Here is a 22,276-nt window from a genome sequence, read left to right as displayed (position 1 = left end):
CAGATGATGAAAAAGACGACCCTCAAATCGGTGTTTTTGACCGGACTCCTGGTTCTCGTCCCGCTCGCGATCACGCTGTGGGTGCTCGGGCTCATCATCGGCACGATGGATCAGACGCTGCTCCTGTTGCCCGAATCGTGGCAGCCGGAGCGGCTGCTCGGCTTCCGGCTGCCGGGGATCGGCGCGGTGCTGACGCTCGCGTTCATCTTCGTCGTCGGGCTCGCGACGCAGAATTTCATCGGCCAGAAGCTCGTCACCTGGTGGAATGCGGTCGTGCGGCACATTCCCGTCGTCGGGCCGATCTACACGAGCGTGAAGCAGGTGTCCGACACGCTGCTGTCGAGCAGCGGCAACGCATTCCGCAAGGCGCTCCTCATCGAGTATCCGCGCCGCGGCGCCTATACGATCGCGTTCCTCACCGGCACGCCGGGCGGCGACGTGGTCAATCACCTGAAGGAAGAGTACGTGAGCGTCTACGTGCCGACGACGCCGAATCCGACGTCCGGCTTCTTCCTGATGGTGCCGAAAAGCGAGGTCGTCGAGCTCGACATGTCGGTCGACGCCGCGCTCAAGTACATCGTCTCGATGGGCGTCGTCGCGCCCCCGGCGCCCGCGGCCGCGCCCGCGCGCCGCCCCGTCGAGCCGCCTATGTAATGCCCGGGAGAGAGAGCGGCTCTCCCCGTTGACCACTACGAAAGAAAGCAAACATCATGTCGATGCGAACTGAATACTGCGGTCTCGTGACCGAACACCTGCTGGGCCAGACGGTGTCGCTGTGCGGCTGGGTCCAACGTCGCCGCGATCACGGCGGCGTGATCTTCATCGACCTGCGCGATCGCGAAGGGCTCGTGCAGGTGGTGTGCGATCCGGATCGCGCCGAAATGTTCACGGCCGCCGAAGGCGTGCGCAACGAGTTCTGCATCCAGGTGAAGGGCCTCGTGCGCAGCCGTCCGGAAGGCACGGTCAACGCCGGCCTGAAGAGCGGCAAGATCGAAGTGCTGTGCCACGAGCTGAACGTGCTGAACGCGTCGGTCACGCCGCCGTTCCAGCTCGACGACGACAACCTGTCGGAGACGACGCGCCTCACGCACCGCGTGCTCGATCTGCGCCGTCCGCAAATGCAGCACAACCTGCGCCTGCGCTACCGCGTCGCGATCGAGGCGCGCAAGTACCTCGACGAACAGGGTTTCATCGACATCGAAACGCCGATGCTGACGAAGAGCACGCCGGAAGGCGCGCGCGACTACCTCGTGCCGTCGCGCGTGAACGCGGGCCAGTTCTTCGCGCTGCCGCAGTCGCCGCAGCTCTTCAAGCAGCTCTTGATGGTCGCGAACTTCGATCGCTACTACCAGATCACGAAGTGCTTCCGCGACGAGGATCTGCGCGCCGACCGCCAGCCGGAATTCACGCAGATCGACTGCGAGACGTCGTTCCTCGGCGAGCAGGAAATCCGCGACCTGTTCGAGGACATGATCCGTCACATCTTCAAGACGACGATCGACGTCGAGCTCGACGCGAAATTCCCGGTGATGCCGTATTCCGAGGCGATGGCGCGCTTCGGCTCGGACAAGCCGGACCTGCGCGTGAAGCTCGAATTCACCGAGCTCACCGACGCGATGAAGGACGTCGACTTCAAGGTGTTCAGCACGCCCGCGAACACGAAGGACGGCCGCGTCGCGGCGCTGCGCGTGCCGAAGGGCGGCGAGCTCACGCGCGGCGACATCGACGGCTACACGGAATTCGTGCGCATCTACGGCGCGAAGGGTCTCGCGTGGATCAAGGTCAACGAGCGCGCGAAGGGCCGCGACGGCCTGCAAAGCCCGATCGTCAAGAACCTGCACGACGCGTCGATCGCGGCGATCCTCGAGCGCACGGGCGCGCAAGACGGCGACATCATCTTCTTCGCGGCCGACCGCGCGAAGGTCGTCAACGACAGCCTCGGCGCGCTGCGCCTGAAGATCGGCCACTCGGAGTTCGGCAAGGCGAGCGGCCTCGTCGAGTCGGGCTGGAAGCCGCTGTGGGTCGTCGATTTCCCGATGTTCGAATACGACGACGAGGACGCGCGCTATGTCGCCGCGCACCATCCGTTCACGAGCCCGAAGGACGAGCATCTCGAATACCTCGAGACCGACCCGGGCCGCTGCCTCGCGAAGGCGTACGACATGGTGCTGAACGGCTGGGAAATCGGCGGCGGCTCGGTGCGTATCCACCGCGAGGACGTGCAGAGCAAGGTGTTCCGCGCGCTGAAGATCGGGCCGGAAGAGGCGCAGGCGAAGTTCGGCTTCCTGCTCGACGCGCTGCAGTACGGCGCGCCGCCGCACGGCGGGATCGCGTTCGGCCTCGACCGCATCGTCACGATGATGGCGGGCGCCGATTCGATCCGCGACGTGATCGCGTTCCCGAAGACGCAGCGCGCGCAGTGTCTGCTCACGCAGGCGCCGAGCCCCGTCGACGAGCGCCAGCTGCGCGAGCTGCACATCCGCCTGCGCCAGCCGGAGCAGCCGAAGGCGTAAGGCGCGCCGCGCGCCGGCCGCGGCCGAATCCGGTTTCCGGATCGGCCCGCGCTCGGCGCGGCCGGCGGCAACCGACCGCATTCGGCCACTGTCTCCGGCCACCGCATTCGATGGCGTTTGGCTGGCATCGGCGGTAGCCGAAGGAAACCGCAGAAATGGGCGCGCAATGCGCCTTTTTCGTTTTTTGCGGTACAGTCGGACCCATGGTTTTTTGACGGTGCCGCGCTGCCCGCCGTTTCGCGCGGGCTGGCGCCGATGACTTCCCGATGACGAAACCGCCGAAAATCCCCGAATCCGTCCTCGTCGTGATCCATACGCCCGCGCTCGACGTGCTCGTCATCAAGCGCGCCGATCAGCCCGACTTCTGGCAGTCCGTCACGGGGTCGAAGGATGCGCTCGACGAGCCGATCGCCCAGGCCGCCGCGCGCGAAGTCGCCGAGGAGACGGGCATCGTCGTCGGCAGCCCAGGCGTTCCGCCCGCCGCGCTCGTCGACTGGCATCACGCGATCGAATACACGATCTACCCGCAATATCTGCACCGCTACGCGCCCGGCGTCACGCGCAACACCGAGCACTGGTTCAGCCTCGAGGTGCCGGGGCGCGTCGACGTGACGCTGTCGCCGCGCGAGCACACCGACTATCTGTGGCTGCCCTATCGCGACGCGGCCGCGCGCTGCTATTCGCCGTCGAACGCCCAGGCGATCCTGCAGTTGCCCGAGCGCCTCGCGTCGCGCGCCGCATGAGCGGCAAGACTCGCCACCGTCTCGCGCAGTTGCGGCAGATGTTCCTGCACGAGCGCGGCTCCGCGTCGCGGCTCGCGTTCACGTCCGGCAATGTGGTGCGGCTTTGCGACGGCGGCGCGGCGTTCTTCCCCGCGCTGATCGAGCGGATCGATGCCGCGCGCGAGCGCATCGCGCTCGAAACCTACATCTTTCGCGACGACGCGGTGGGCCGCGCGGTCTCAGCCGCGCTGATCCGCGCGGCCGCGCGCGGCGTCCACGTGCGGGTCATCACCGACGGAATCGGCACCGAGCGCCTGCCGCTGTTCGGCACGTGGCCCGACGCGGGGGTCGAGCACCAGATCTACAACCCCTATCTGTTCGGCCGCTTCGGCTTCTCGCGCACGCACCGCAAGCTCGCGGTCGTCGACGACGCGCACGCGTTCTGCGGCGGCATCAACATCGTCGACGACTTCGAGCAGAACGGCGAGCGCCTGCCGTATCCGCGCTGGGATTTCGCGCTCGAGCTGCAAGGGCCTGTCGTCGCCGACATACGCGCGGCGTTCGAGGTGCAGTGGCACCGGATCGCGGCCGGCCACAAGCGCTTTGCGGAGTTCATGCCGCACGGCGTCGACAGCCCGGCGTTCGCCGCGCGCTTTCGCCGCTGGATGCGCAGCCACCGCTGGGTGAAGGCGGGCGCGCTGCGCAACGTGACCGAGCCTAGCGCCGCGTTCGTCGCGCGCGACAACGTCGTGAACCGGCGCGCGATCGAGAAGGCGTATCTCGCCGCGATCGGCCGCGCGCGCCAGTCGATCCTGCTCGCGAATCCGTACTTCATGCCGGGGCGCAAGCTGCGCCGCGCGCTTGCCGGCGCGGCGCGCCGCGGCGTCGACGTGCGGATACTGATCGGGCGCAACGAATTCGCGTCGCTCGATATGGCGGTGCCGTTCCTATATCATGCGTTGCTGCGCTCGGGCGTGCGGGTTGCCGAATACGACCGGACGATGCTGCACGGCAAGGTCGCGGTGATCGACGATCATTGGGCGACCGTCGGCTCGTCGAATCTGGACGCGCTCAGCCTGATGCTGAACAATGAGGCGAACGTCGTGCTCGTGCGGCACCGCGAAGAGACGGCCGCGCTGCGCGACGCGATCGCCGCCGCGTTCGCCGACGGCCGCGAGATCGACCCCGCGCTCTATGCGGCGCGGCCCGCCGTCGAGCGGTTCCTCAACTGGTTCGCGTACACCGCGTACCGGGGCGCGATGAAGCTTCTGACGGTCGGCGGATACGACTAAGCATTCGCTTCATTCGCTTGCGCAAGCGGCGCGCCGCGGCCTGCACAGGGCCTCCTCCCAAGGGCGCGCGACCCTGCAAAATAGCGGGGACGGTTAGAAACCGATTTCTAATAATTTCCTTGTTTCGCCGACGGCCGCACTCAATAATAGTACGGCCGTTCGATTTTATTCGGTCACCTTGAACGGTTATTAAAAGCTATGCGAAAAGGCGAACAGACGCGTGCCGCGATACTCGAAGCAGCATTGGACCTTGCCAGCCGTGACGGGCTCGAGGGCCTGACGATCGGCCTGCTGGCCGAGCGCATGCAGATGAGCAAGAGCGGCGTGTTCGCGCACTTCGGATCGCGCGACGACTTGCAGGTCGAGGTCGTGCGCGAGTACCACCATCGTTTCGAGAACGAGGTGTTCTTTCCGAGCCTGCGCGAGCCGCGCGGTTTGCCGCGCTTGCGGGCGATGCTCGCGCGCTGGATCGAGAAGCGCATCCAGGAAGTGACGACGGGGTGCATCTACATCAGCGGCGCCGTCGAATATGACGATCGCCCGGACAGCGCGGTGCGCGAGCAGTTGATCGCGAGCGTGAAAGCGTGGCGCGCCGCGCTGCTGCGCGCGATTTCGCAGGCGAAGGAAGAGGGGCATCTGCGTGCGGACACAGATCCGAACCTGATGCTCTTCGAGTTGTACAGCTTCACGCTCGGTCTGCATCACGACGCACGCTTCCTGCATCAGCCGGACGCCGTGCGCCTCACGTGGGCCGCGCTTGAAAAGACGATTGTTTCGTACCAGAGCGAGAGCCGTTAGCGGCGGCACGACCGCCGCCGGGGAGCTCGAGCCGATTGCCTTATCTTGGAGAGAGTCATGGGACAGTACGCCGCGCCGTTGCGCGACATGCAATTCGTGTTGCACGAGCTTCTGAACGTCGAAGCCGAGGTCAAGCAGATGCCCAAGCATGCTGATCTCGACGCCGATACGATCAACCAGGTGCTCGAGGAGGCGGGCAAGTTCTGCTCGGAGGTGCTCTTCCCGCTCAACCAGGTCGGCGACCGCGAGGGCTGCACGTATGTCGGCGACGGCGTCGTGAAAACGCCGACGGGCTTCAAGGAAGCGTATCAGCAGTACGTCGAGGCCGGTTGGCCCGCGCTCGGCTGCGATCCCGATTACGGCGGCCAGGGCCTGCCCGCGTTCGTCAACAACGCGCTGTATGAAATGCTGAATTCGTCGAACCAGGCATGGACGATGTATCCGGGCCTGTCGCACGGCGCGTACGAATGTCTGCACGCGCACGGCGCGCCGGAGCTGCAAAAACTCTATCTGCCGAAGCTCGTGTCGGGCGAATGGACGGGCACGATGTGCCTGACCGAGCCGCACTGCGGCACCGACCTCGGCATCCTGCGCACGAAGGCCGAGCCGAACGGCGACGGCACGTATTCGATCACCGGCACCAAGATCTTCATCTCGAGCGGCGAACACGACCTCTCGAAGAACATCGTTCACCTCGTGCTCGCGCGCCTGCCGGACGCGCCGAATGGCACGAAGGGCATCTCCCTGTTCATCGTGCCGAAGTTCGTCCCCGAGGCGTCGGGCGAGCCGGGCGAGCGCAACGGCGTCAAGTGCGGCTCGATCGAGCACAAGATGGGCATCCACGGCAACTCGACGTGCGTGATGAACCTCGACAACGCGAAGGGCTGGATGATCGGCGAGCCGAACAAGGGCTTGAACGCGATGTTCGTGATGATGAACGCCGCGCGTCTCGGCGTCGGCATGCAGGGCCTCGGCCTCACGGAAGTCGCGTACCAGAACTCGCTCACGTACGCGAAGGAGCGCCTGCAGATGCGCTCGCTGACGGGCCCGAAGGCGCCGGACAAGCCGGCCGATCCGATCATCGTTCACCCGGACGTGCGCCGCATGCTGCTCACGCAGAAGGCGTACGCGGAAGGCGCGCGCGCATTCACGTACTGGTCGGCGCTGCAGATCGACAAGGTGCTGTCGCACGGGGATGAGGCGGTGCGCAAGGAGGCGGAGGATCTCGTCGCGCTGCTCACGCCGATCATCAAGGCGTTCCTGACCGACAACGCGTTCGAGTGCACGAACCACGCGATGCAGATCTACGGCGGCCACGGCTTCATCTCCGAATGGGGCATGGAGCAGTACGTGCGCGACGCGCGGATCAACATGATCTACGAAGGCACCAACTCGGTTCAGGCGCTCGACCTGCTCGGCCGCAAGGTGCTGGGCGACATGGGTGCGAAGCTGAAGAAGTTCGGCAAGATCGTCGCCGAGTTCGTCGAGGCGGAAGGCGTGAAGCCCGAAATGTCCGAATTCGTCACGCCGCTCGCCGACATCGGCGAGAAGGTGCAGAAGCTGACAATGGAAGTCGGCATGAAGGCGATGCAGAACCCGGACGAAGTGGGCGCGGCTGCCGTGCCGTACCTGCGCACCGTCGGTCATCTGGTGTTCTCGTACTTCTGGGCGCGGATGGCGCGCATCGCGCTCGACAAGGAAGCGTCGGGCGATCCGTTCTACAAGTCGAAGCTCGCGACCGCGCGCTTCTACTTCGCGCGCCTGCTGCCGGAAACGGCGGCGTCGATCCGTCTCGCGCGCGCCGGCGCGAAGACGATGATGGAAGTCGACGAAGCGCTGTTCTAACGCGACCGCCGGGCGGCGCGCGACGCGCACCGCCCGAACGACCGATTCTTAGCACTCACACGCCGCGCGCGCGTCCTCACGACCGGCGACGCGCGGCTCAATCCGGAGGAGTCCCGTGAGCAATTTCAACATTCGCAAGGTCGCCGTGCTGGGCGCCGGCGTGATGGGCGCGCAGATCGCCGCGCATCTCGTCAACGCGTGCGTGCCGGTGCTGCTGTTCGATCTGCCCGCCAAGGAAGGCCCGAAGAACGGCATCGCGCTGAAGGCGATCGAGAACCTGAAGAAGCTGTCGCCCGCGCCGTTCGGCGTGAAGGACGACGCGAAATATCTCGAACCCGCGAACTACGAAGACGACATCGCGAAGCTCGCCGACTGCGACCTCGTGATCGAGGCGATCGCCGAGCGGATGGACTGGAAGCACGACCTGTACAAGAAGGTCGCGCCGCACATCGCTTCGCACGCGATCTTCGCGACCAACACGTCGGGCCTGTCCATCACGACGCTGTCCGACGGCTTCGCCGACGAGCTGAAGGCGCGCTTCTGCGGCGTGCATTTCTTCAACCCGCCGCGCTACATGCACCTCGTCGAGCTGATCCCGACCACGCACACGCGCGGCGAAATCCTCGACCAGCTCGAAACGTTCCTGACGAGCGTCGTCGGCAAGGGCGTCGTGCGCGCGAAGGACACGCCGAACTTCATCGCGAACCGCGTCGGCATCTTCTCGATCCTCGCCGTGATCACCGAAGCCGAGAAGTTCGGCCTGCGCTTCGACGAAGTCGACGATCTGACCGGCAGCCGTCTCGGCCGCGCGAAGTCGGCGACGTTCCGCACGGCGGACGTGGTCGGCCTCGACACGATGGCGCACGTGATCAAGACGATGCAGGACAACCTCGCCGACGATCCGTTCTTCCCGGTCTACAAGACGCCCGCCGTGCTCGCGAAGCTCGTCGAGCAGGGCGCGCTCGGCCAGAAGACGGGCGGCGGCTTCTACAAGAAGGAAGGCAAGGCGATCAAGGTGCTCGACGCGAAGACGCTTTCGTACGTCGATTCCGGCGCGAAGGCGGACGAGACCGTCGGCCGCATCCTGAAGCGCCCGCCCGCGGAGCGCCTGAAGCTCCTGCGCGAGACGCAGCATCCGCACGCGCAGTTCCTGTGGTCCATTTTCCGTGACGTGTTCCACTACATCGCGTTCCACCTCGAGTCGATCGCCGACAACGCGCGCGACGTCGACCTCGCGATCCGCTGGGGCTTCGGCTGGAACGAAGGCCCGTTCGAAGGCTGGCAGGCCGCGGGCTGGAGGCAGGTTGCCGAGTGGGTGCAGGAAGACATCGCGGCCGGCAAGGCGCTCGCCGGCGTGCCGCTGCCCGCGTGGGTGCTCGAAGGCGTCGTCGCCGACCAGGGCGGCGTGCACACGGCCGAAGGCTCGTGGTCGCCCGCGACGAAGCGCTTCGCGCCGCGCTCGAATCTCGCTGTCTACGGCAATCAGGTGTTCCGCGCGCCGCTGCTCGGCGAAGCGGGCCGCGATCCGAAGACGTTCGGCAAGACGCTGTTCGAAACCGACTCGGTGCGTGCGTGGGTGGACGACCGCGCGGGCGAGGACGACGTCGTGATCGTGTCGTTCAAGTCGAAGATGAACACGATCGGCCCGGGCGTGATCGACGGCCTCGCGCAGGCGATCGATCTCGCCGAGAAGGATTACAAGGCGGTCGTGATCTGGCAGCCGACGTCGCTCAAGCTCGGCAATCCGGGCGGCCCGTTCTCCGCCGGCGCGAACCTCGAAGAGGCGATGCCCGCGTTCATGATGGGCGGCGCTGCGGGCATCGAGCCGTTCGTGAAGAAGTTCCAGGAAGGCATGCTGCGCGTGAAGTACGCGCACGTGCCGGTGGTCGCGGCGGTGTCGGGCCTGGCGCTCGGCGGCGGCTGCGAGCTGATGCTGCATAGCGCGAAGCGCGTCGTGCACGTCGAGAGCTACATCGGGCTCGTCGAAGTGGGCGTCGGCCTCGTGCCGGCGGGCGGCGGCCTGAAGGAAGCGGCGCTGCGCGGCGCGGAAGCGGCGACGGCCGCGGGCATGACGAGCGAGCTGCTCAAGTTCCTGACGAAGTCGTTCGAGAACGCGGCGATGGCGAAGGTGTCGATGTCCGCGCACGAAGCGCGCGCGATGGGCTACGTGAAGCCGTCCGACACGATCGTGTTCAACGTGTTCGAACTGCTCGACGTCGCGAAGAAGGAAGCGCGCGGCCTCGCGGCGGCGGGCTACCGCGCGCCGCTGAAGGCGAAGGAAATCCCGGTGGCCGGCCGCTCGGCGATCGCCACCATCAAGGCCCAGCTCGTCAACATGCGCGACGGCCGCTTCATCAGCGATCACGACTTCCTGATCGCGAGCCGCATCGCCGAGGCGGTGTGCGGCGGCGACGTCGAGGCCGGCAGCACGGTCGACGAGGAATGGCTGCTCGCGCTGGAGCGCCGTGCGTTCGTCGAGCTGCTCGGTACGCAGAAGACGCAGGAGCGGATCATGGGCATGTTGCAGACCGGCAAGCCGGTTCGCAACTGATCGGGTCGAGCGGACAACTTTGCATGGGACCGGAGTCGGCGCTGAGGCGCCGGCTCCGGTCGACAGGAGCGAGAAATGAGCAAACAGTTGCAAGACGCATACATCGTCGCCGCAAGCCGCACGCCGATCGGCAAGGCGCCCCGCGGTGCATTCAAGAACACGCGCCCGGACGAGCTGCTCGTCCACGCGATCAAGTCGGCGATCGCGCAGGTGCCGGAGTTCGACACGAAGCTGATCGAAGACGCGATCGTCGGCTGCGCGATTCCCGAGGCCGAGCAGGGCCTGAACGTCGCGCGGATGGGCGCGCTGCTCGCGGGCCTGCCGAACACGGTCGGCGGCGTGACGGTGAACCGCTTCTGCGCGTCGGGCGTCACCGCGCTCGCGATGGCGGCGGACCGCATTCGCGTCGGCGAATCGGACGCGATCCTCGCGGCCGGCGTCGAATCGATGAGCATGGTGCCGATGATGGGCAACAAGCCGTCGATGTCGCCGCACATCTTCGATCGCAACGAAGACGTCGGCATCGCCTACGGGATGGGCCTCACGGCCGAGCGCGTCGCCGAGCAGTGGAAGGTGAGCCGCGAGGACCAGGACGCGTTCTCGGTCGAATCGCACCGGAAGGCGCTCGCCGCGCAGCAGGCGGGCGAGTTCAAGGACGAGATCGCGCCGTACACGATCATCGAGCGCTTCCCGAATCTCGCGACGGGCGCGATCGACACGAACACGCGCGTGATCGCGCTCGACGAAGGTCCGCGTGCGGACACGTCGCTCGAAGGCCTCGCGAAGCTGAAGACGGTGTTCGCGAACAAGGGCTCGGTGACGGCGGGCAACAGCTCGCAGACGTCGGACGGCTCGGGCGCGCTCCTCGTCGTGTCTGAGAAGGTGCTCAAGCAGTTCAACCTGACGCCGCTCGCGCGCTTCGTCAGCTTCGCCGTGCGCGGCGTGCCGCCGGAGATCATGGGCATCGGCCCGAAGGAAGCGATTCCGGCCGCGCTGAAGGCGGCGGGCCTGAAGCAGGACGACATCGACTGGATCGAGCTGAACGAGGCGTTCGCCGCGCAGTCGCTCGCCGTGATCCGCGATCTCGGCCTCGATCCGTCGAAGGTCAACCCGGTCGGCGGCGCGATCGCGCTCGGCCACCCGCTCGGCGCGACGGGCGCGATTCGCGCGGCAACCGTCGTGCACGGGTTGCGCCGTCGCAACCTGAAGTACGGGATGGTGACGATGTGCGTCGGCACCGGCATGGGCGCGGCGGGCATCATCGAGCGCCTCTGAGCGGAGCGCGCGACGCATGATGACGACGGTGCGCGGGCGGCCAGCTCGCGCACCGTTTTCTTTTGTTTATCGCAGGAAACAGCCATGGAGACGGCTCAGATGGATATCCAGGTCGAAAACGCGGGCGGCGTGCTGACGATCACGCTCGCGCGCCCGTCGAAGAAGAACGCGATCACCGCGGCGATGTACCAGACGATGGCCGATGCGCTCGCCGCGGCGCAGGACGACAAATCGGTGCGCGCGATCCTGATTCGCGGCAGCGACGGCAACTTCAGCGCGGGCAACGATCTCGACGATTTCATGAAGGCGCCGCCGAAGGACGAGAATGCGCCTGTGTTCCAGTTCCTGCGCCAGATCGCGAGCGCGCAAAAGCCGATCGTCGCGGCGGTCGCGGGCGTCGCGGTCGGCATCGGCGTGACGTTGCTGCTGCATTGCGATCTCGTCTATGCGGCCGACACCGCGCAACTGTCGCTGCCGTTCGCGCAGCTCGGCCTGTGCCCGGAGGCGGCGTCGAGCCTGCTGCTGCCGCGCCTCGCCGGCCATCAGGTCGCCGCCGAGAAGCTCCTGCTCGGCGAGCCGTTCGACGCGCTCGAAGCGCACCGGATCGGCCTCGTGAACCGCGTGCTGCCCGCCGCGGACCTCGACGCGTTCGCGGCCGAGCAGGCGGCGAAGCTCGTCGCGCTGCCGGCGTCGTCGCTGCGCGCGACGAAGGCGTTCCTGAAGAAGGGGGCCGGCGCGGAAGTCGCCGCGCGGATGTCGGAGGAAGGCGAGCAGTTCGGCAAGATGCTGCGCTCGCCCGAAGTGCGCGAGGCGATCACCGCGTTCTTCGAGAAGCGCAAGCCGGACTTCCGTCAATTCGACTGAGCGTGGCTGCGGCCGCTGCTGCTGCGGCGGCTGCGCGAGGCGGCGGCTTGCCGGCCGCCCCGTCCGCGTGCGAATTCCGGCGCGGCGGCTCGTCGCTCGCCGGCGCGCACGAATGGCGATGCGGCGGCGCGCTACGCGGTGCCGTAGTCGACGTAGCCCGCCTCGCGGCAGAAGCTCACGAGCCGCAGCCCGGCCTGCCGCGCGATCTCGATCGCGAGCGACGACGGCGCGGAGATCGTCGCGACCATCGGAATGCCGACGCGCGCGGATTTGCGCACGAGCTCGTAGCTCGCGCGGCTCGACAGGAACACGAAGCCGTTCGTCATGTCGGCGCGCGCAAGCGTGAGCGTGCCGATCAGCTTGTCGAGCGCGTTGTGGCGGCCGACGTCCTCGAACGCATGGACGATCGCGCCTGCCGCGTCGCACCACGCGGCCGCGTGCAGGCCGCCCGTTTGCCGCGTGAGCGCCTGATGCGCGGGAAGATCGCGCGCCGCGCGTGCGATCGCATCCGGCGCGAGGCGCGCGAGAAAGCCGGTATCGGGCACGCGTTCCGGCACGAGATCGAGCAGATCGATGCTTTCGATTCCGCATACGCCGCAGCCGGTGCGCCCCGCGAGCGCGCGGCGCTTTTCCTTCAACGCGGCGAACGCCTGCTGGACGACCGTCAATTGCACTTCGGCGTGCGGCAGCGGCCCGTCGCCGTGCAGCACGACCTCGATGTCCTTCACGTCGCTGCCGCGCCCGACGATGCCCTCCGACACCGCGAAGCCGACCGCGAACGCCTCCAGATCGCGCGGCGTGCACATCATCACCGCATGCGAGATGCCGTTGAACACGAGCGCGACAGGCCATTCCTGGCCGACGCTGTCGACGACCGCCTCGAACGCGTCGCCGCGCCGCCTGCGCACCGCGAGCTCGACGATGCCGCGGGGTTCGACGGTTTCGGACAGGCTCACGGGGGGCTCCTTCGATTGGGCGGGATGGGCGAGCGGGGCGCGACGTCAGGCGGCACGCCCCGCTCGTCGCGAAGGTTCTAAAATACTCCAGACGGGCCAAACGTGCCGGCAAACGTCATAGTGGGTGCAAACATGGGACTGAGCGACGCGCCGTTGCTGTTCAATTTCGAAATCGAATCGTCGGAGGATCTGACTTACATTCCGATGATCGTCCGTTTCAACCTCGACCGCTTCGGGCTCAGGATCTCGCTCGAGCAATGGCAGATGCTGCCGATCGAGGATCGCAAGCTGCTCGCGCGCTTTCCGGCCGACGAAGACGTCGTGATCGAGCCGAATTTCGATCATGCGCTCTTCGAGATGCTGCGCACGCACGCGAACGTCGAGCCGACGTGGTTCCAGCCGGACGAGCATCCGGCCTGGCGCGGCGTCGAGATGGTGCCGGATGCGCTCGTCGCGCAGAGCGGGCTGGCCGGGCTGCCGGCGCCGTCCGCCGTGCAGTGGGCGACGCTCACGCCGTTTCAGCGCTACGTGCTCGCGAAGCTGTCGCGCAAGCCGAAGCTCAATCACGACTTCATTCCGGCGATGCGCGAGTTCGGCCTCGCCGCGCACTGAGCGGGCGAGGCAAAGCAAATCGCGGCGCGCATCGCCGCGGCGCCCCGTGCGCGGCCCGCGCGGCCCGCGCGCCGGTGCAACACGCGGGCGAAACGCGCGCAAAACGCGGCGGCGCTTATTCGAGCGGCGGCAGCGCGCGCGGGCGGCGATCGGCGTCGGTTGCGACGTAGGTGAGCGTCGCTTCCGTCACCTTGACGATCTCGCTCATCAGGCTCATCCGCTGCGCGTAGACCTCGACGTCGACGGTCACCGACGTGTTGCCCGTCTTCACGATGCTCGCGTAGAAGCTCAGCAGATCGCCGACGAACACCGGCTGCTTGAACAGGAACGAATTGACCGCGACCGTCGCGACCCGGCCGTTCGCGCGGCGGCTCGCCGGGATCGAGCCCGCGATGTCGACCTGCGCCATGATCCAGCCGCCGAACACGTCGCCGTGGACGTTCGCGTCGGACGGTTGCGGCACGACGCGCAGCGCGGGCGGTTTTTGCGGGAGTTGCAGGGACGAATCGGTCATGGTTGAAGCTTCCATCCTGTAAGAAAAACGGCCGGTTCGCGCGTTTTCGCGGACCGGCGCCTGCGAGGCGGCGGGCAGCGGCGCGAACCGGCTTCTGCGACAATGCAAAGTTATGAAATTGTACGAGAAAGTGTGAACTTGGGCCGCGCCGCACACGCCGCGGCGCGTAGGTCGGGCTGCGTAGGTCGAGCCGCGCACGCCGAGCCGCGCACGCCGGGCCGCGCTGGTCGCATGCGGGTTGTGCCTTCGCGCCATGCCATTCGACCATGCGCGACGATCTGCGCGATTCGGCCGCCGGAGCCCCGCCGCGTACGCCGCACCGCGCGACGGCTACGGCCCCAAGCACGCGCACTTTCACCGACGAAGCGAACCACGAACTCCCCATGCGCCGCTATCCCGCTTCCTCCGAGCCCGCGCCCGTCGTGACCGGGCCGCGCAACGACTGGCAGACGATCCGCTCGCTGCTGCCGTATCTGACTGCCTACAAGTGGCGCGTCGCGTTCGCGCTCGCGTGCCTGATCGGCGCGAAGGTCGCGAACCTCGGCGTGCCCGTCGTGATGAAGCGGATCGTCGACGGCCTCGCCGCCGTCCAGCAACTGACCGCGCTCGGCCGCGCCGAGCAGTCGGCGAGCATCGTGCTCGCGAGCGGGGTCGGGCTCCTCGTGGTCGCCTATGCGCTCGTGCGGCTGTCGACGTCGCTTTTCACCGAGCTGCGCGAAATCCTGTTCTCGAAGGTGACGGAGAGCGCGGTGCGGCGGCTCGCGCTGCAGGTGTTCCGGCATCTGCACGGCCTGTCGCTGCGCTTTCATCTCGAGCGGCAGACGGGCGGCATGTCGCGCGACATCGAGCGAGGCACGCGCGGCATCCAGCAGCTGATCTCGTATTCGCTCTACAGCATCCTGCCGACGCTCGTCGAAGTGGGGCTCGTGCTCGGCTTCTTCGTCGTCAAGTACGAGGCGTACTACGCGTACGTGACCTTCGCCGCGCTCGTCGCGTACATCGGGTTCACCGTGAAGGTGACCGAGTGGCGCACGCATTTCCGCCGCACGATGAACGAGCTCGATTCGCGGGCGAACTCGCGCGCGATCGATTCGCTGATCAACTACGAGACGGTCAAGTACTTCGGCAACGAGGAATGGGAGTCGCAGCGTTACGACGAAAATCTGAAGCGCTATCGGAAGGCTGCGATCCGCTCGCAGAATTCGCTGTCGTTCCTGAATTTCGGCCAGCAGGTGATCATCGGCACGGGGCTCGTGTTCATCCTGTGGCGCGCGACGCAGGGCGTGCTCGCGGGCAAGCTCACGCTCGGCGATCTCGTGCTCATCAACACGTTCATGCTGCAGTTGTACATTCCGCTCAACTTCCTCGGCGTTGTCTACCGAGAGCTCAAGCAGAGCCTGACCGACATGGACCGGATGTTCGGGCTGCTGTCGGCGGCGCGCGAAGTGGACGACGCGCCCGGCGCGAGCGCGCTGAAGGTGAGCGGCGCGCAGGTGCGCTTCGAGCGGGTCAATTTCAGCTACGAGCCGTCGCGGCAGATCCTGCACGGCGTTGATTTCACGATCGACGCCGGCACGACGACGGCGGTGGTCGGCCACAGCGGTTCGGGCAAGTCGACGCTGTCGCGGCTGCTGTTCCGTTTCTACGACCTCGATCGCACGGCGGGCGGCGCGATCACGATCGACGGCCAGGACATCCGCGACGTGAAGCAGGAAACGCTGCGCGCGTCGATCGGCATCGTGCCGCAGGACACGGTGCTCTTCAACGACACGATCTACTACAACATCGCGTACGGCCGGCCTTCGGCGACGCGCGACGAGGTGATCGCGGCCGCGCGCGCCGCGCACATCCACGCGTTCATCGAGAGCTTGCCGAAGGGTTATGACACGCCGGTCGGCGAGCGCGGGCTCAAGCTGTCGGGCGGCGAGAAGCAGCGCGTCGCGATCGCGCGGACGATCCTGAAGAACCCGCCGATTCTGTTGTTCGACGAGGCGACGTCCGCGCTCGATTCGCGCTCCGAGCGCGCGATCCAGCACGAGCTCGAGCAGATCGCGCGGCACCGGACGACGCTCGTGATCGCGCACCGGCTATCGACCGTCGTGCATGCGGACCAGATCATCGTGATGGACCACGGGCGCATCGTCGAGCGCGGCACGCACGCGCAACTGCTGCGCGCGGACGGCCTTTACGCGCAGATGTGGGCGCTGCAGCAGCAGCGCGCGGCGGCCGACGGCGCGGCGGCGGAAGAGGTTTGACGGCGGCGGCGGCCGCCGCGACGATGCGGCGCCGAAAAGCCGAAAAGCCGAAAAGCCGAAAAGCCGAAAAGCCGAAAAGCCGAAAAGCCGAAAAGCCGAAAAGCCGAAAAGCCGAAAAGCCGAAAAGCCGAGCAATCGCGAAACCGTGAAACTCACCGAAAGCCGCGCAGTCGAGCATGAGCGCAACGGGAAGCCAAGCGGCTGACCGGTCGAGCGCTCGAGCAGGCGTGCAGCCAAGCGATCGACCGGCCGAGCGGCCGAGCCAATCGATCAGCCGATCAGCCGAACGGCTAACCGGACATCCAATCGATCAGCAGACTGACCGGCCGGAGGGAGCCCTCAACGCCGCATCGAGTTCGCCGAGCTGCGCGGGCGTGCCGACGTTCTCCCACAGCCCCGTGTATAGCTCGCCCGTCGCGCGGCGCGCGGCGATCGTCTCGCGATAATAGGGCGTGAGCGCGCGGCGCGTGCCGGCGGGCAGAGCGCGGAACATCCGCGTGTCGTACAGCGCGATGCTGCCGAACGTGACGCGCGGCGCGCCGTCGAGCGACAGCAGGCCGTCGCCGTCGAGCGCGAAATCGCCCGCCTGATGGAACGGCGGGTTCGGCACCATCACGAGGTGCATGCCGGGCTCGGTGGCCGCCGCGAGCGCGGCCGCGCGCGTGCGCAGCGTCGCGTGATCGAAGTTCGCGTAGACGTCGCCCGCGACGCCGACGAACACCTTGGGCCCCGCGCCGTCCTCGATGAGCGGCAGCGCCTGGGCGATCCCGCCCGCCGTCTCGAGCGCCTCGCGCTCGGCCGAGTAGCGCAACCGCACGCCCCAGCGCGAGCCGTCGCCGAGCGCGGCCTCGATCTGCGCGCCGAGCCACGCGTGATTGACGACGATCGTGCGGATGCCCGCCGCGGCGAGCCGCTCGATCTGCCAGACGATCAGCGGCTTGCCGCCGGCGGCAAGAAGCGGCTTCGGCGTCGTGTCGGTGAGCGGGCGCATTCGTTCGCCGCGCCCGGCGGCGAAGATCATCGCCGTATCGAGTGTGTGCGTCATCGTTCAGAACGTGTAGCCGATGTCGGCCGTCTTGCCTTCGAGTTCGTCGAGGAGTTTCGCGAACGGCGCGAGCGGCCGGTAGCGCAGCGCGACGCGCCGCGCGTAGCCGAGAAAGCGCGGCAGGTCGGCGAGATAGTGCGGCTTGTGATCGCGGTAGTTGATCCGCGCGAACAGGCCGAGCACCTTGATGTGGCGCTGCAGGCCCATCCATTCGAGCTGCCGGTAGAACTCGCCGAAGTCCGGCTCGACGGGAAGCCCCGCCTTCCTCGCCTTTTCCCAGTAGTACGCGAAGCAGTCGAGCTCGAACTCCTCGTCCCAGTTGATGAACGCGTCGCGCAGGAGCGATACGACGTCGTACGTGAGCGGCCCGTAGACCGCGTCCTGAAAGTCGAGCACGCCGGGGTTCGGCTGCGCGATCATCAGGTTGCGGGGCATGAAGTCGCGCAGCATGTAGCCCTGCGGCTGCGCCTGCGCGCTCGCGATCAGCAGCGCGAAGGTGCGGTCGAGCACGCCGCGCGCGTCGTCCGGGAGCGTCTTGCCGAGATGCCGGCCGACGTACCACTCGGGCATCAGCTCCATCTCGCGGCGCAGGAACGCTTCGTCGAACGGCGGCAGCACGCCTTCGCGCGACGCGAGCTGCCAGCGGATCAGCGCGTCGAGCGCGTCGCGCATCAGCGGCCGCGCGGCGGCGGGCGCGGTGGGGTCGAGTGCCGAGATGTACGAGCGCGTGCCGAGATCTGTGACGAGCATGAAGCCCGCGTCGAAATCGTGCTCTAGCACTTTCGGCGCGTGCACGCCCGCCGCGTCGAGCAATTGCGCGATCTGCACGAACTCGCGGCACTTCTCGGGCGGCGGCGCGTCGACGGCGATCGCCGTGCCGCCCGGCGCGGCCGCGCTCGCGACGCGGAAATAGCGGCGGAAGCTCGCGTCGGCGGACGCCGGGGCGAGCGACGCCGGGTCGAGCGCGTAGCGGCCGGCGAAAGCGGCGAGCCAGGTGCGCAGACGGGTGAGACGGGGATCGGCTGGAGGCTGCGTCATTGAAAGTCGGGGAGGGGGAACGTCTTGCCATATAATACCCCACGACTTTTTTGACGCGTCCCGTGTCAATTCCCGCCGGCGCGGGCCCGCAGCCCGCTACGCCGTCCGTTTGCCCGTTTTCCCCCGGTATGCGCGAAGCCGCAGTCACGGTTCGATTGCGCGGGCTGCGGCGTGCGAAGGCCGGGTTTGACAGGGTCGATTCGCCGAACGATAGATGCCGCCTAAAACGTTATTCCCGCTCGTCCCAGCTTGCGATGCCGCGCCGCGCAAAAAACGGCTCGCGGTCGCGCTTTTGGCCGTACCGGGCCTCGTGCCGGCGGTGTCGCAGGCCCAACTGACGGGCGTCGCGGCCGAGCCGCAGACGTTCGGTTCGCCGTGGGACCTGCGCCTCGCGCCGCAGCTCGACGAGCATCCGCAAAAACAGAGCGGCAAGCCGGCGACGTTCGTGCTCGGCGACCACACGAGCGGCACGGCCGATCAGGATCTCGCCGCGAAGGGCTCGGCCGAGATCCGCCGCGGCAACGCGGTCGTCAAGGCGCAGGCGATCCACTACGAGCAGGACACCGACATGGCCGACGCGTACGGCAAGGTCACGGTGTCGAACGGCGGCACGACGTTCTCGGGCCCCGAGGCGCATCTGAAGGTCGAGGCGAACCAGGGCTTCATGACGACGCCGAAGTACCATTTCACGGCGACGGGCGGCTCGGGCAGCGCCGAGCGGGTGCAACTGCTCGACAGCGAGCGCTCGGTGTTCACGAACGGCACGTACACCGGCTGCCAGTGCGCGACGAACCCGGCGTGGTACATCAAGGGCAGCGAGTTCGATTTCGATACCGGCGCGGACGAAGGCGTCGCGCGCAACGGCGTGCTGTTCTTCCAGGGCGTGCCGCTCTTCGGCAGCCCGTGGCTCACGTTTCCGCTGTCGGGCGAGCGGCGCAGCGGCTTCCTGCCGCCGACGTTCTCGCTCGATTCGTCGAGCGGCTTCGAGTTCGCGCTGCCGTATTACTTCAACATCGCGCCGAACCGCGATCTGACGGTCACGCCGCACATCATCTCGAAGCGCGGGATCTTCACGCAGGCGACGTTCCGCTATCTGTCGACGAACTACTCGGGCACGCTGACGGGCGAATACCTGCCGGACGACCGTGTCGCGAAGCGCAACCGTTACGCGATTTACTGGCAGCACCAGCAGAACTTCGGCAACGGCTTCGGCGGCTACGTCTATTACAACAAGGTCTCGGACAACACGTATCCGGAGGACCTGGGGTCGACGAACCAGTTCCTGAACGGGATCCAGACCATCTATCAGCAGGAAGCCGGCCTGACATACAACAACGGGCCGTGGTCCGTGCTCGGGCGCTACCAGCACTGGCAGACGCTCGCGCCGTCGGTCGCGCCGTACGGTCGCGAGCCGCAGTTGAACGTGAAGTACGCGAAGTACAACGTCGGCGGCTTCGACTTCGGCGCGGAAGCCGACTATTCGCGCTTCCGGATCACGACCGCCGATCAGCCGGAAGGCGACCGCGTGATGTTCAACCCGTACGTGTCGTACGGGCTGTACGGTCCCGGCTACTTCGTCGTCCCGAAGGCGCAGTTGCACATCGCGTCGTACGACCTGACGACGACGACGGGCGGCGTGCCCGGCCAGCCGAAGCGTTTCACGTATTCGATCCCGACGCTCAGCTTCGATACCGGGCTCATCTTCGACCGCTCGGTGCGCCTGTTCGGCCAGGACTTCATCCAGACGCTGGAGCCGCGCCTGTACTACGTGTACACGCCGTACCGGAACCAGTCGGACGCGCCGCTCTTCGACACGGCCGTGTCGGACTTCGGGCTCGCGGAGATCTTCACGCCGAACACGTTCGTCGGCAACGACCGGATCGCCGACGCGAACCGCCTGACGGCCGCGCTCACGACCCGCTTCATCAATCCGGAGACGGGCGACGAGCGCGCGCGCTTCGTGATCGCGCAGCAGTACTACTTCACCGACCAGCGCGTGACGCTGCAGCCGACCGAGGCGCCCGCGACGGCGCGGCACTCGGACCTGATCCTCGGCGCGTCGGTCAAGCTCGGCGCGGGCTTCGCGTCGGAAACCGCGTTCCAGTACAACGTCGACAACAACCAGCTCGTGAAGTCGAGCGTCGGCTTCGGCTACAGCCCGGGCGAACGGCGCGTGATCAACGTCGGCTATCGCTACACGCGGCAGAACCCGACGCTCAGCAACGAGCCGATCAACCAGGTTCTCGTGTCCGCGCAATGGCCGCTCACGCGGCGGCTCTATGCGGTCGGCCGCTTCAACTACGATCTCGCGAGCAGCCGGGTTGTCGACGGTCTCGTCGGCTTCCAGTACGATGCCGACTGCTGGGCGCTCGGCGTCGGCGTCCAGCGCTACGCGAACGGCGTGAATACGTCGGGGCAGCAGAACTCGTCGACCCGCGTGCTCGCGCAACTCGTGCTGAAGGGTCTGACGAGCGTCGACAACGGCCTCGTGTCTGCGTTCAGGGCCGGCGTGCAGGGCTACACGCCGCTGCCGCCCGCGCCGGCGCCGCTGTCGCGCTTCAGCAATTACGATTAACCGCCGAGGAGGCGTTCGCGGCGAGCGGCGTTCGCGCAGCCCGCTTTCAATGGAGTACCTGTGGCAATGAAGAAAACCCTTCGCTTCGCGGCTATCGCATCCGGTCTGCTCGCGTCGCTCATCACGGTCGCGCCGGCCGCGTCCGCGCAGGCGCTGCGCGCGCAGGGCGCGTCGCTCGCCGACGAGGTGGTCGCCGTCGTCAACAACGACGTGATCACCGGGCGCGAGCTCGATCAGCGCGCCGGCCTGATCGCGCGCCGCCTGCAGCAGCAGAACGCGCCCGTGCCGCCGATGGACCAGTTGCGCGCACAGGTGCTCAACCAGATAGTGCTCGAGCGCATCCAGGTGCAACGGGCGAAGGACGACGGCATCGTCGTCGACAACGCCACCGTGCAGGCGACGCTCGGCCGCCTCGCGCAGGCGAACGGGATGCCGCTCGAGCAGTACAAGGCGCGCATCGTGGCGCAAGGCGTGCCGTGGGACGTGTTCGTGGGCGATGCCCGCACCGAGCTGATGCTCTCGAAGCTGCGCGAGAAGGAAGTCGACAGCAAGATCACCGTGTCGGACGCCGAGGTGGCGAGCTACATCGCGAGCCAGCGCGGCCCGAACGCCGGCTCGCAGCAGGATCTGCGGCTCGAGCACGTCTTCGTGAAGGCCCCGACGAGCGCGCCGCAAGCGGACATCGACGTCGCACAGAAGAAGGCGGAAGGCCTGCTGCAGCAGGCGCTCGCGTCGGGCGCCAATTTCGAGCGGCTCGCGAAGAACAATTCGGAGGCCGACGACGCGAAGAAGGGCGGTGATCTCGGCTTCAAGTCGCCGTCGTCGCTGCCGTCGGACGTCGTCGACGCCGTGTCGAAGCTGCGCCCCGGCGAGGTCAACCCGACGCTCATCCGCGTGCCGGACGGCTTCGAGATCGTGCGCCTCGTCGAGCGCCGCGCGAGCCAGAACCCGGCCGCGTCGCCGAAGATCGTGCAGACGCACGTGCGCCACATCCTGCTGCGCGTCGGCGAAGGCAAGTCCGAATCGCAGGCGCGCCAGCAGCTGATCGACATCCGCCGGCAGATCGAGGCGGGCAGCGATTTCGAGAAATTCGCGCGCACCTATTCGCAGGACGGCTCGGCTTCGCAGGGCGGCGATCTCGGCTGGATCAGCCCGGGCGAGACGGTGCCCGAATTCGAGCGGGCGATGAACGCGCTGCAGGACGGCCAGGTCAGCAACCCGGTGCGCACCGAGTACGGCTACCACCTGATCCAGGTGCTCGGCCGACGCGACGCGGAAGGCTCGGTGCAGCAGCAGATGGACATCGCTCGCCAGGCGATCGGTCAGCGCAAGGCCGAGCAGGCGTACGCGGACTGGCTGCGCGAGCTGCGCGATTCGTCGTACGTGCAGATCAAGCTGCCCGTCGCCCAGTAAGCGCATAG

At 67.3% G+C, this 22,276-nt stretch carries 17 protein-coding genes; 13 read left to right on the top strand and 4 right to left on the bottom strand.

The features are described 5' to 3' along the window. The first annotated feature begins 3 nt into the window (after nt 1–3). From WS78_RS16405 to WS78_RS16365, 9 genes are all read left to right on the top strand, one after another. Complete coding sequence (locus WS78_RS16405; RefSeq protein ID WP_038751168.1) at nt 4–654, top strand: DUF502 domain-containing protein; 651 nt, start codon at nt 4–6, stop codon at nt 652–654. 56 nt (nt 655–710) lie between these two features. Beyond that, nucleotides 711–2,513: an aspartate--tRNA ligase gene (aspS, locus tag WS78_RS16400; RefSeq protein ID WP_038751170.1), complete on the top strand. Its 1,803-nt coding sequence runs from the start codon at nt 711–713 to the stop codon at nt 2,511–2,513. A gap of 266 nt (nt 2,514–2,779) precedes the next feature. Then, complete coding sequence (nudB, locus tag WS78_RS16395; RefSeq protein ID WP_059577295.1) at nt 2,780–3,256, top strand: dihydroneopterin triphosphate diphosphatase; 477 nt, start codon at nt 2,780–2,782, stop codon at nt 3,254–3,256. Further along, nucleotides 3,253–4,527, top strand: a complete 1,275-nt coding sequence (gene clsB / locus WS78_RS16390) for a cardiolipin synthase ClsB (RefSeq protein WP_059577293.1) — start codon at nt 3,253–3,255, stop codon at nt 4,525–4,527. The genes nudB and clsB overlap by 4 nt, the downstream gene beginning before the upstream one ends. Before the next feature lie 198 nt (nt 4,528–4,725). Then, nucleotides 4,726–5,325, top strand: coding sequence for a TetR/AcrR family transcriptional regulator (locus WS78_RS16385; RefSeq protein WP_004522799.1), 600 nt, complete (start codon nt 4,726–4,728; stop codon nt 5,323–5,325). Between the two features lie 57 nt (nt 5,326–5,382). After that, nucleotides 5,383–7,170: an acyl-CoA dehydrogenase C-terminal domain-containing protein gene (locus WS78_RS16380; RefSeq protein ID WP_038751175.1), complete on the top strand. Its 1,788-nt coding sequence runs from the start codon at nt 5,383–5,385 to the stop codon at nt 7,168–7,170. A gap of 115 nt (nt 7,171–7,285) precedes the next feature. Further along, a complete protein-coding gene (locus WS78_RS16375) occupies nt 7,286–9,721 on the top strand; it encodes a 3-hydroxyacyl-CoA dehydrogenase/enoyl-CoA hydratase family protein (protein ID WP_059577290.1) in 2,436 nt (811 codons plus the stop codon). A 75-nt stretch (nt 9,722–9,796) separates the two neighbouring features. Then, nucleotides 9,797–10,996: an acetyl-CoA C-acyltransferase gene (locus WS78_RS16370; RefSeq protein ID WP_038751178.1), complete on the top strand. Its 1,200-nt coding sequence runs from the start codon at nt 9,797–9,799 to the stop codon at nt 10,994–10,996. 99 nt (nt 10,997–11,095) lie between these two features. Next, entirely contained in the window at nt 11,096–11,860 is a 765-nt protein-coding gene (locus WS78_RS16365; protein WP_059577287.1) for an enoyl-CoA hydratase, read from the top strand. Between the two features lie 131 nt (nt 11,861–11,991). On the opposite strand, the gene fdhD is transcribed toward WS78_RS16365, so the two are convergent. Next, the gene (gene fdhD / locus WS78_RS16360; RefSeq protein ID WP_059577284.1) at nt 11,992–12,816 is read right to left on the bottom strand and encodes a formate dehydrogenase accessory sulfurtransferase FdhD; all 825 of its coding nucleotides are present in this window, start codon (nt 12,814–12,816) and stop codon (nt 11,992–11,994) included. A 132-nt stretch (nt 12,817–12,948) separates the two neighbouring features. On the opposite strand from fdhD, the gene WS78_RS16355 reads away from it, so the two are divergent. After that, nucleotides 12,949–13,428 (top strand): nitrate reductase associated protein, encoded by a 480-nt coding sequence (locus WS78_RS16355; protein WP_038751184.1) that lies wholly within the window; start codon nt 12,949–12,951, stop codon nt 13,426–13,428. 115 nt (nt 13,429–13,543) lie between these two features. Here the strand turns inward: WS78_RS16355 and WS78_RS16350 are convergent, their stop codons facing one another. Further along, nucleotides 13,544–13,957, bottom strand: a complete 414-nt coding sequence (locus WS78_RS16350; RefSeq protein ID WP_152611757.1) for an acyl-CoA thioesterase — start codon at nt 13,955–13,957, stop codon at nt 13,544–13,546. Nucleotides 13,958–14,325: 368 nt separating this feature from the next. On the opposite strand from WS78_RS16350, the gene WS78_RS16340 reads away from it, so the two are divergent. Continuing rightward, entirely contained in the window at nt 14,326–16,197 is a 1,872-nt protein-coding gene (locus WS78_RS16340) for an ABCB family ABC transporter ATP-binding protein/permease (RefSeq protein WP_059577310.1), read from the top strand. Between the two features lie 310 nt (nt 16,198–16,507). Here the strand turns inward: WS78_RS16340 and murU are convergent, their stop codons facing one another. After that, nucleotides 16,508–17,242 (bottom strand): N-acetylmuramate alpha-1-phosphate uridylyltransferase MurU, encoded by a 735-nt coding sequence (gene murU / locus WS78_RS16335; RefSeq protein WP_059577280.1) that lies wholly within the window; start codon nt 17,240–17,242, stop codon nt 16,508–16,510. A gap of 3 nt (nt 17,243–17,245) precedes the next feature. Beyond that, nucleotides 17,246–18,280 (bottom strand): aminoglycoside phosphotransferase family protein, encoded by a 1,035-nt coding sequence (locus tag WS78_RS16330; RefSeq protein WP_059577277.1) that lies wholly within the window; start codon nt 18,278–18,280, stop codon nt 17,246–17,248. A gap of 214 nt (nt 18,281–18,494) precedes the next feature. Here WS78_RS16330 and WS78_RS16325 point away from each other — a divergent pair, with 214 nt between their 5' ends. Then, nucleotides 18,495–20,855 carry an LPS-assembly protein LptD gene (locus WS78_RS16325; protein WP_059577273.1) on the top strand — a complete coding sequence of 787 codons (2,361 nt, stop codon included), beginning with the start codon at nt 18,495–18,497 and terminating at the stop codon, nt 20,853–20,855. A gap of 66 nt (nt 20,856–20,921) precedes the next feature. After that, complete coding sequence (locus WS78_RS16320; RefSeq protein ID WP_038751194.1) at nt 20,922–22,268, top strand: peptidylprolyl isomerase; 1,347 nt, start codon at nt 20,922–20,924, stop codon at nt 22,266–22,268. Nucleotides 22,269–22,276: the final 8 nt, after the last annotated feature.

Origin of the sequence: Burkholderia savannae, from assembly GCF_001524445.2 — a bacterium.
Classification (GTDB): Bacteria; Pseudomonadota; Gammaproteobacteria; order Burkholderiales; family Burkholderiaceae; genus Burkholderia; species Burkholderia savannae.
This window is presented reverse-complemented; position numbering and strand designations above follow the sequence as displayed.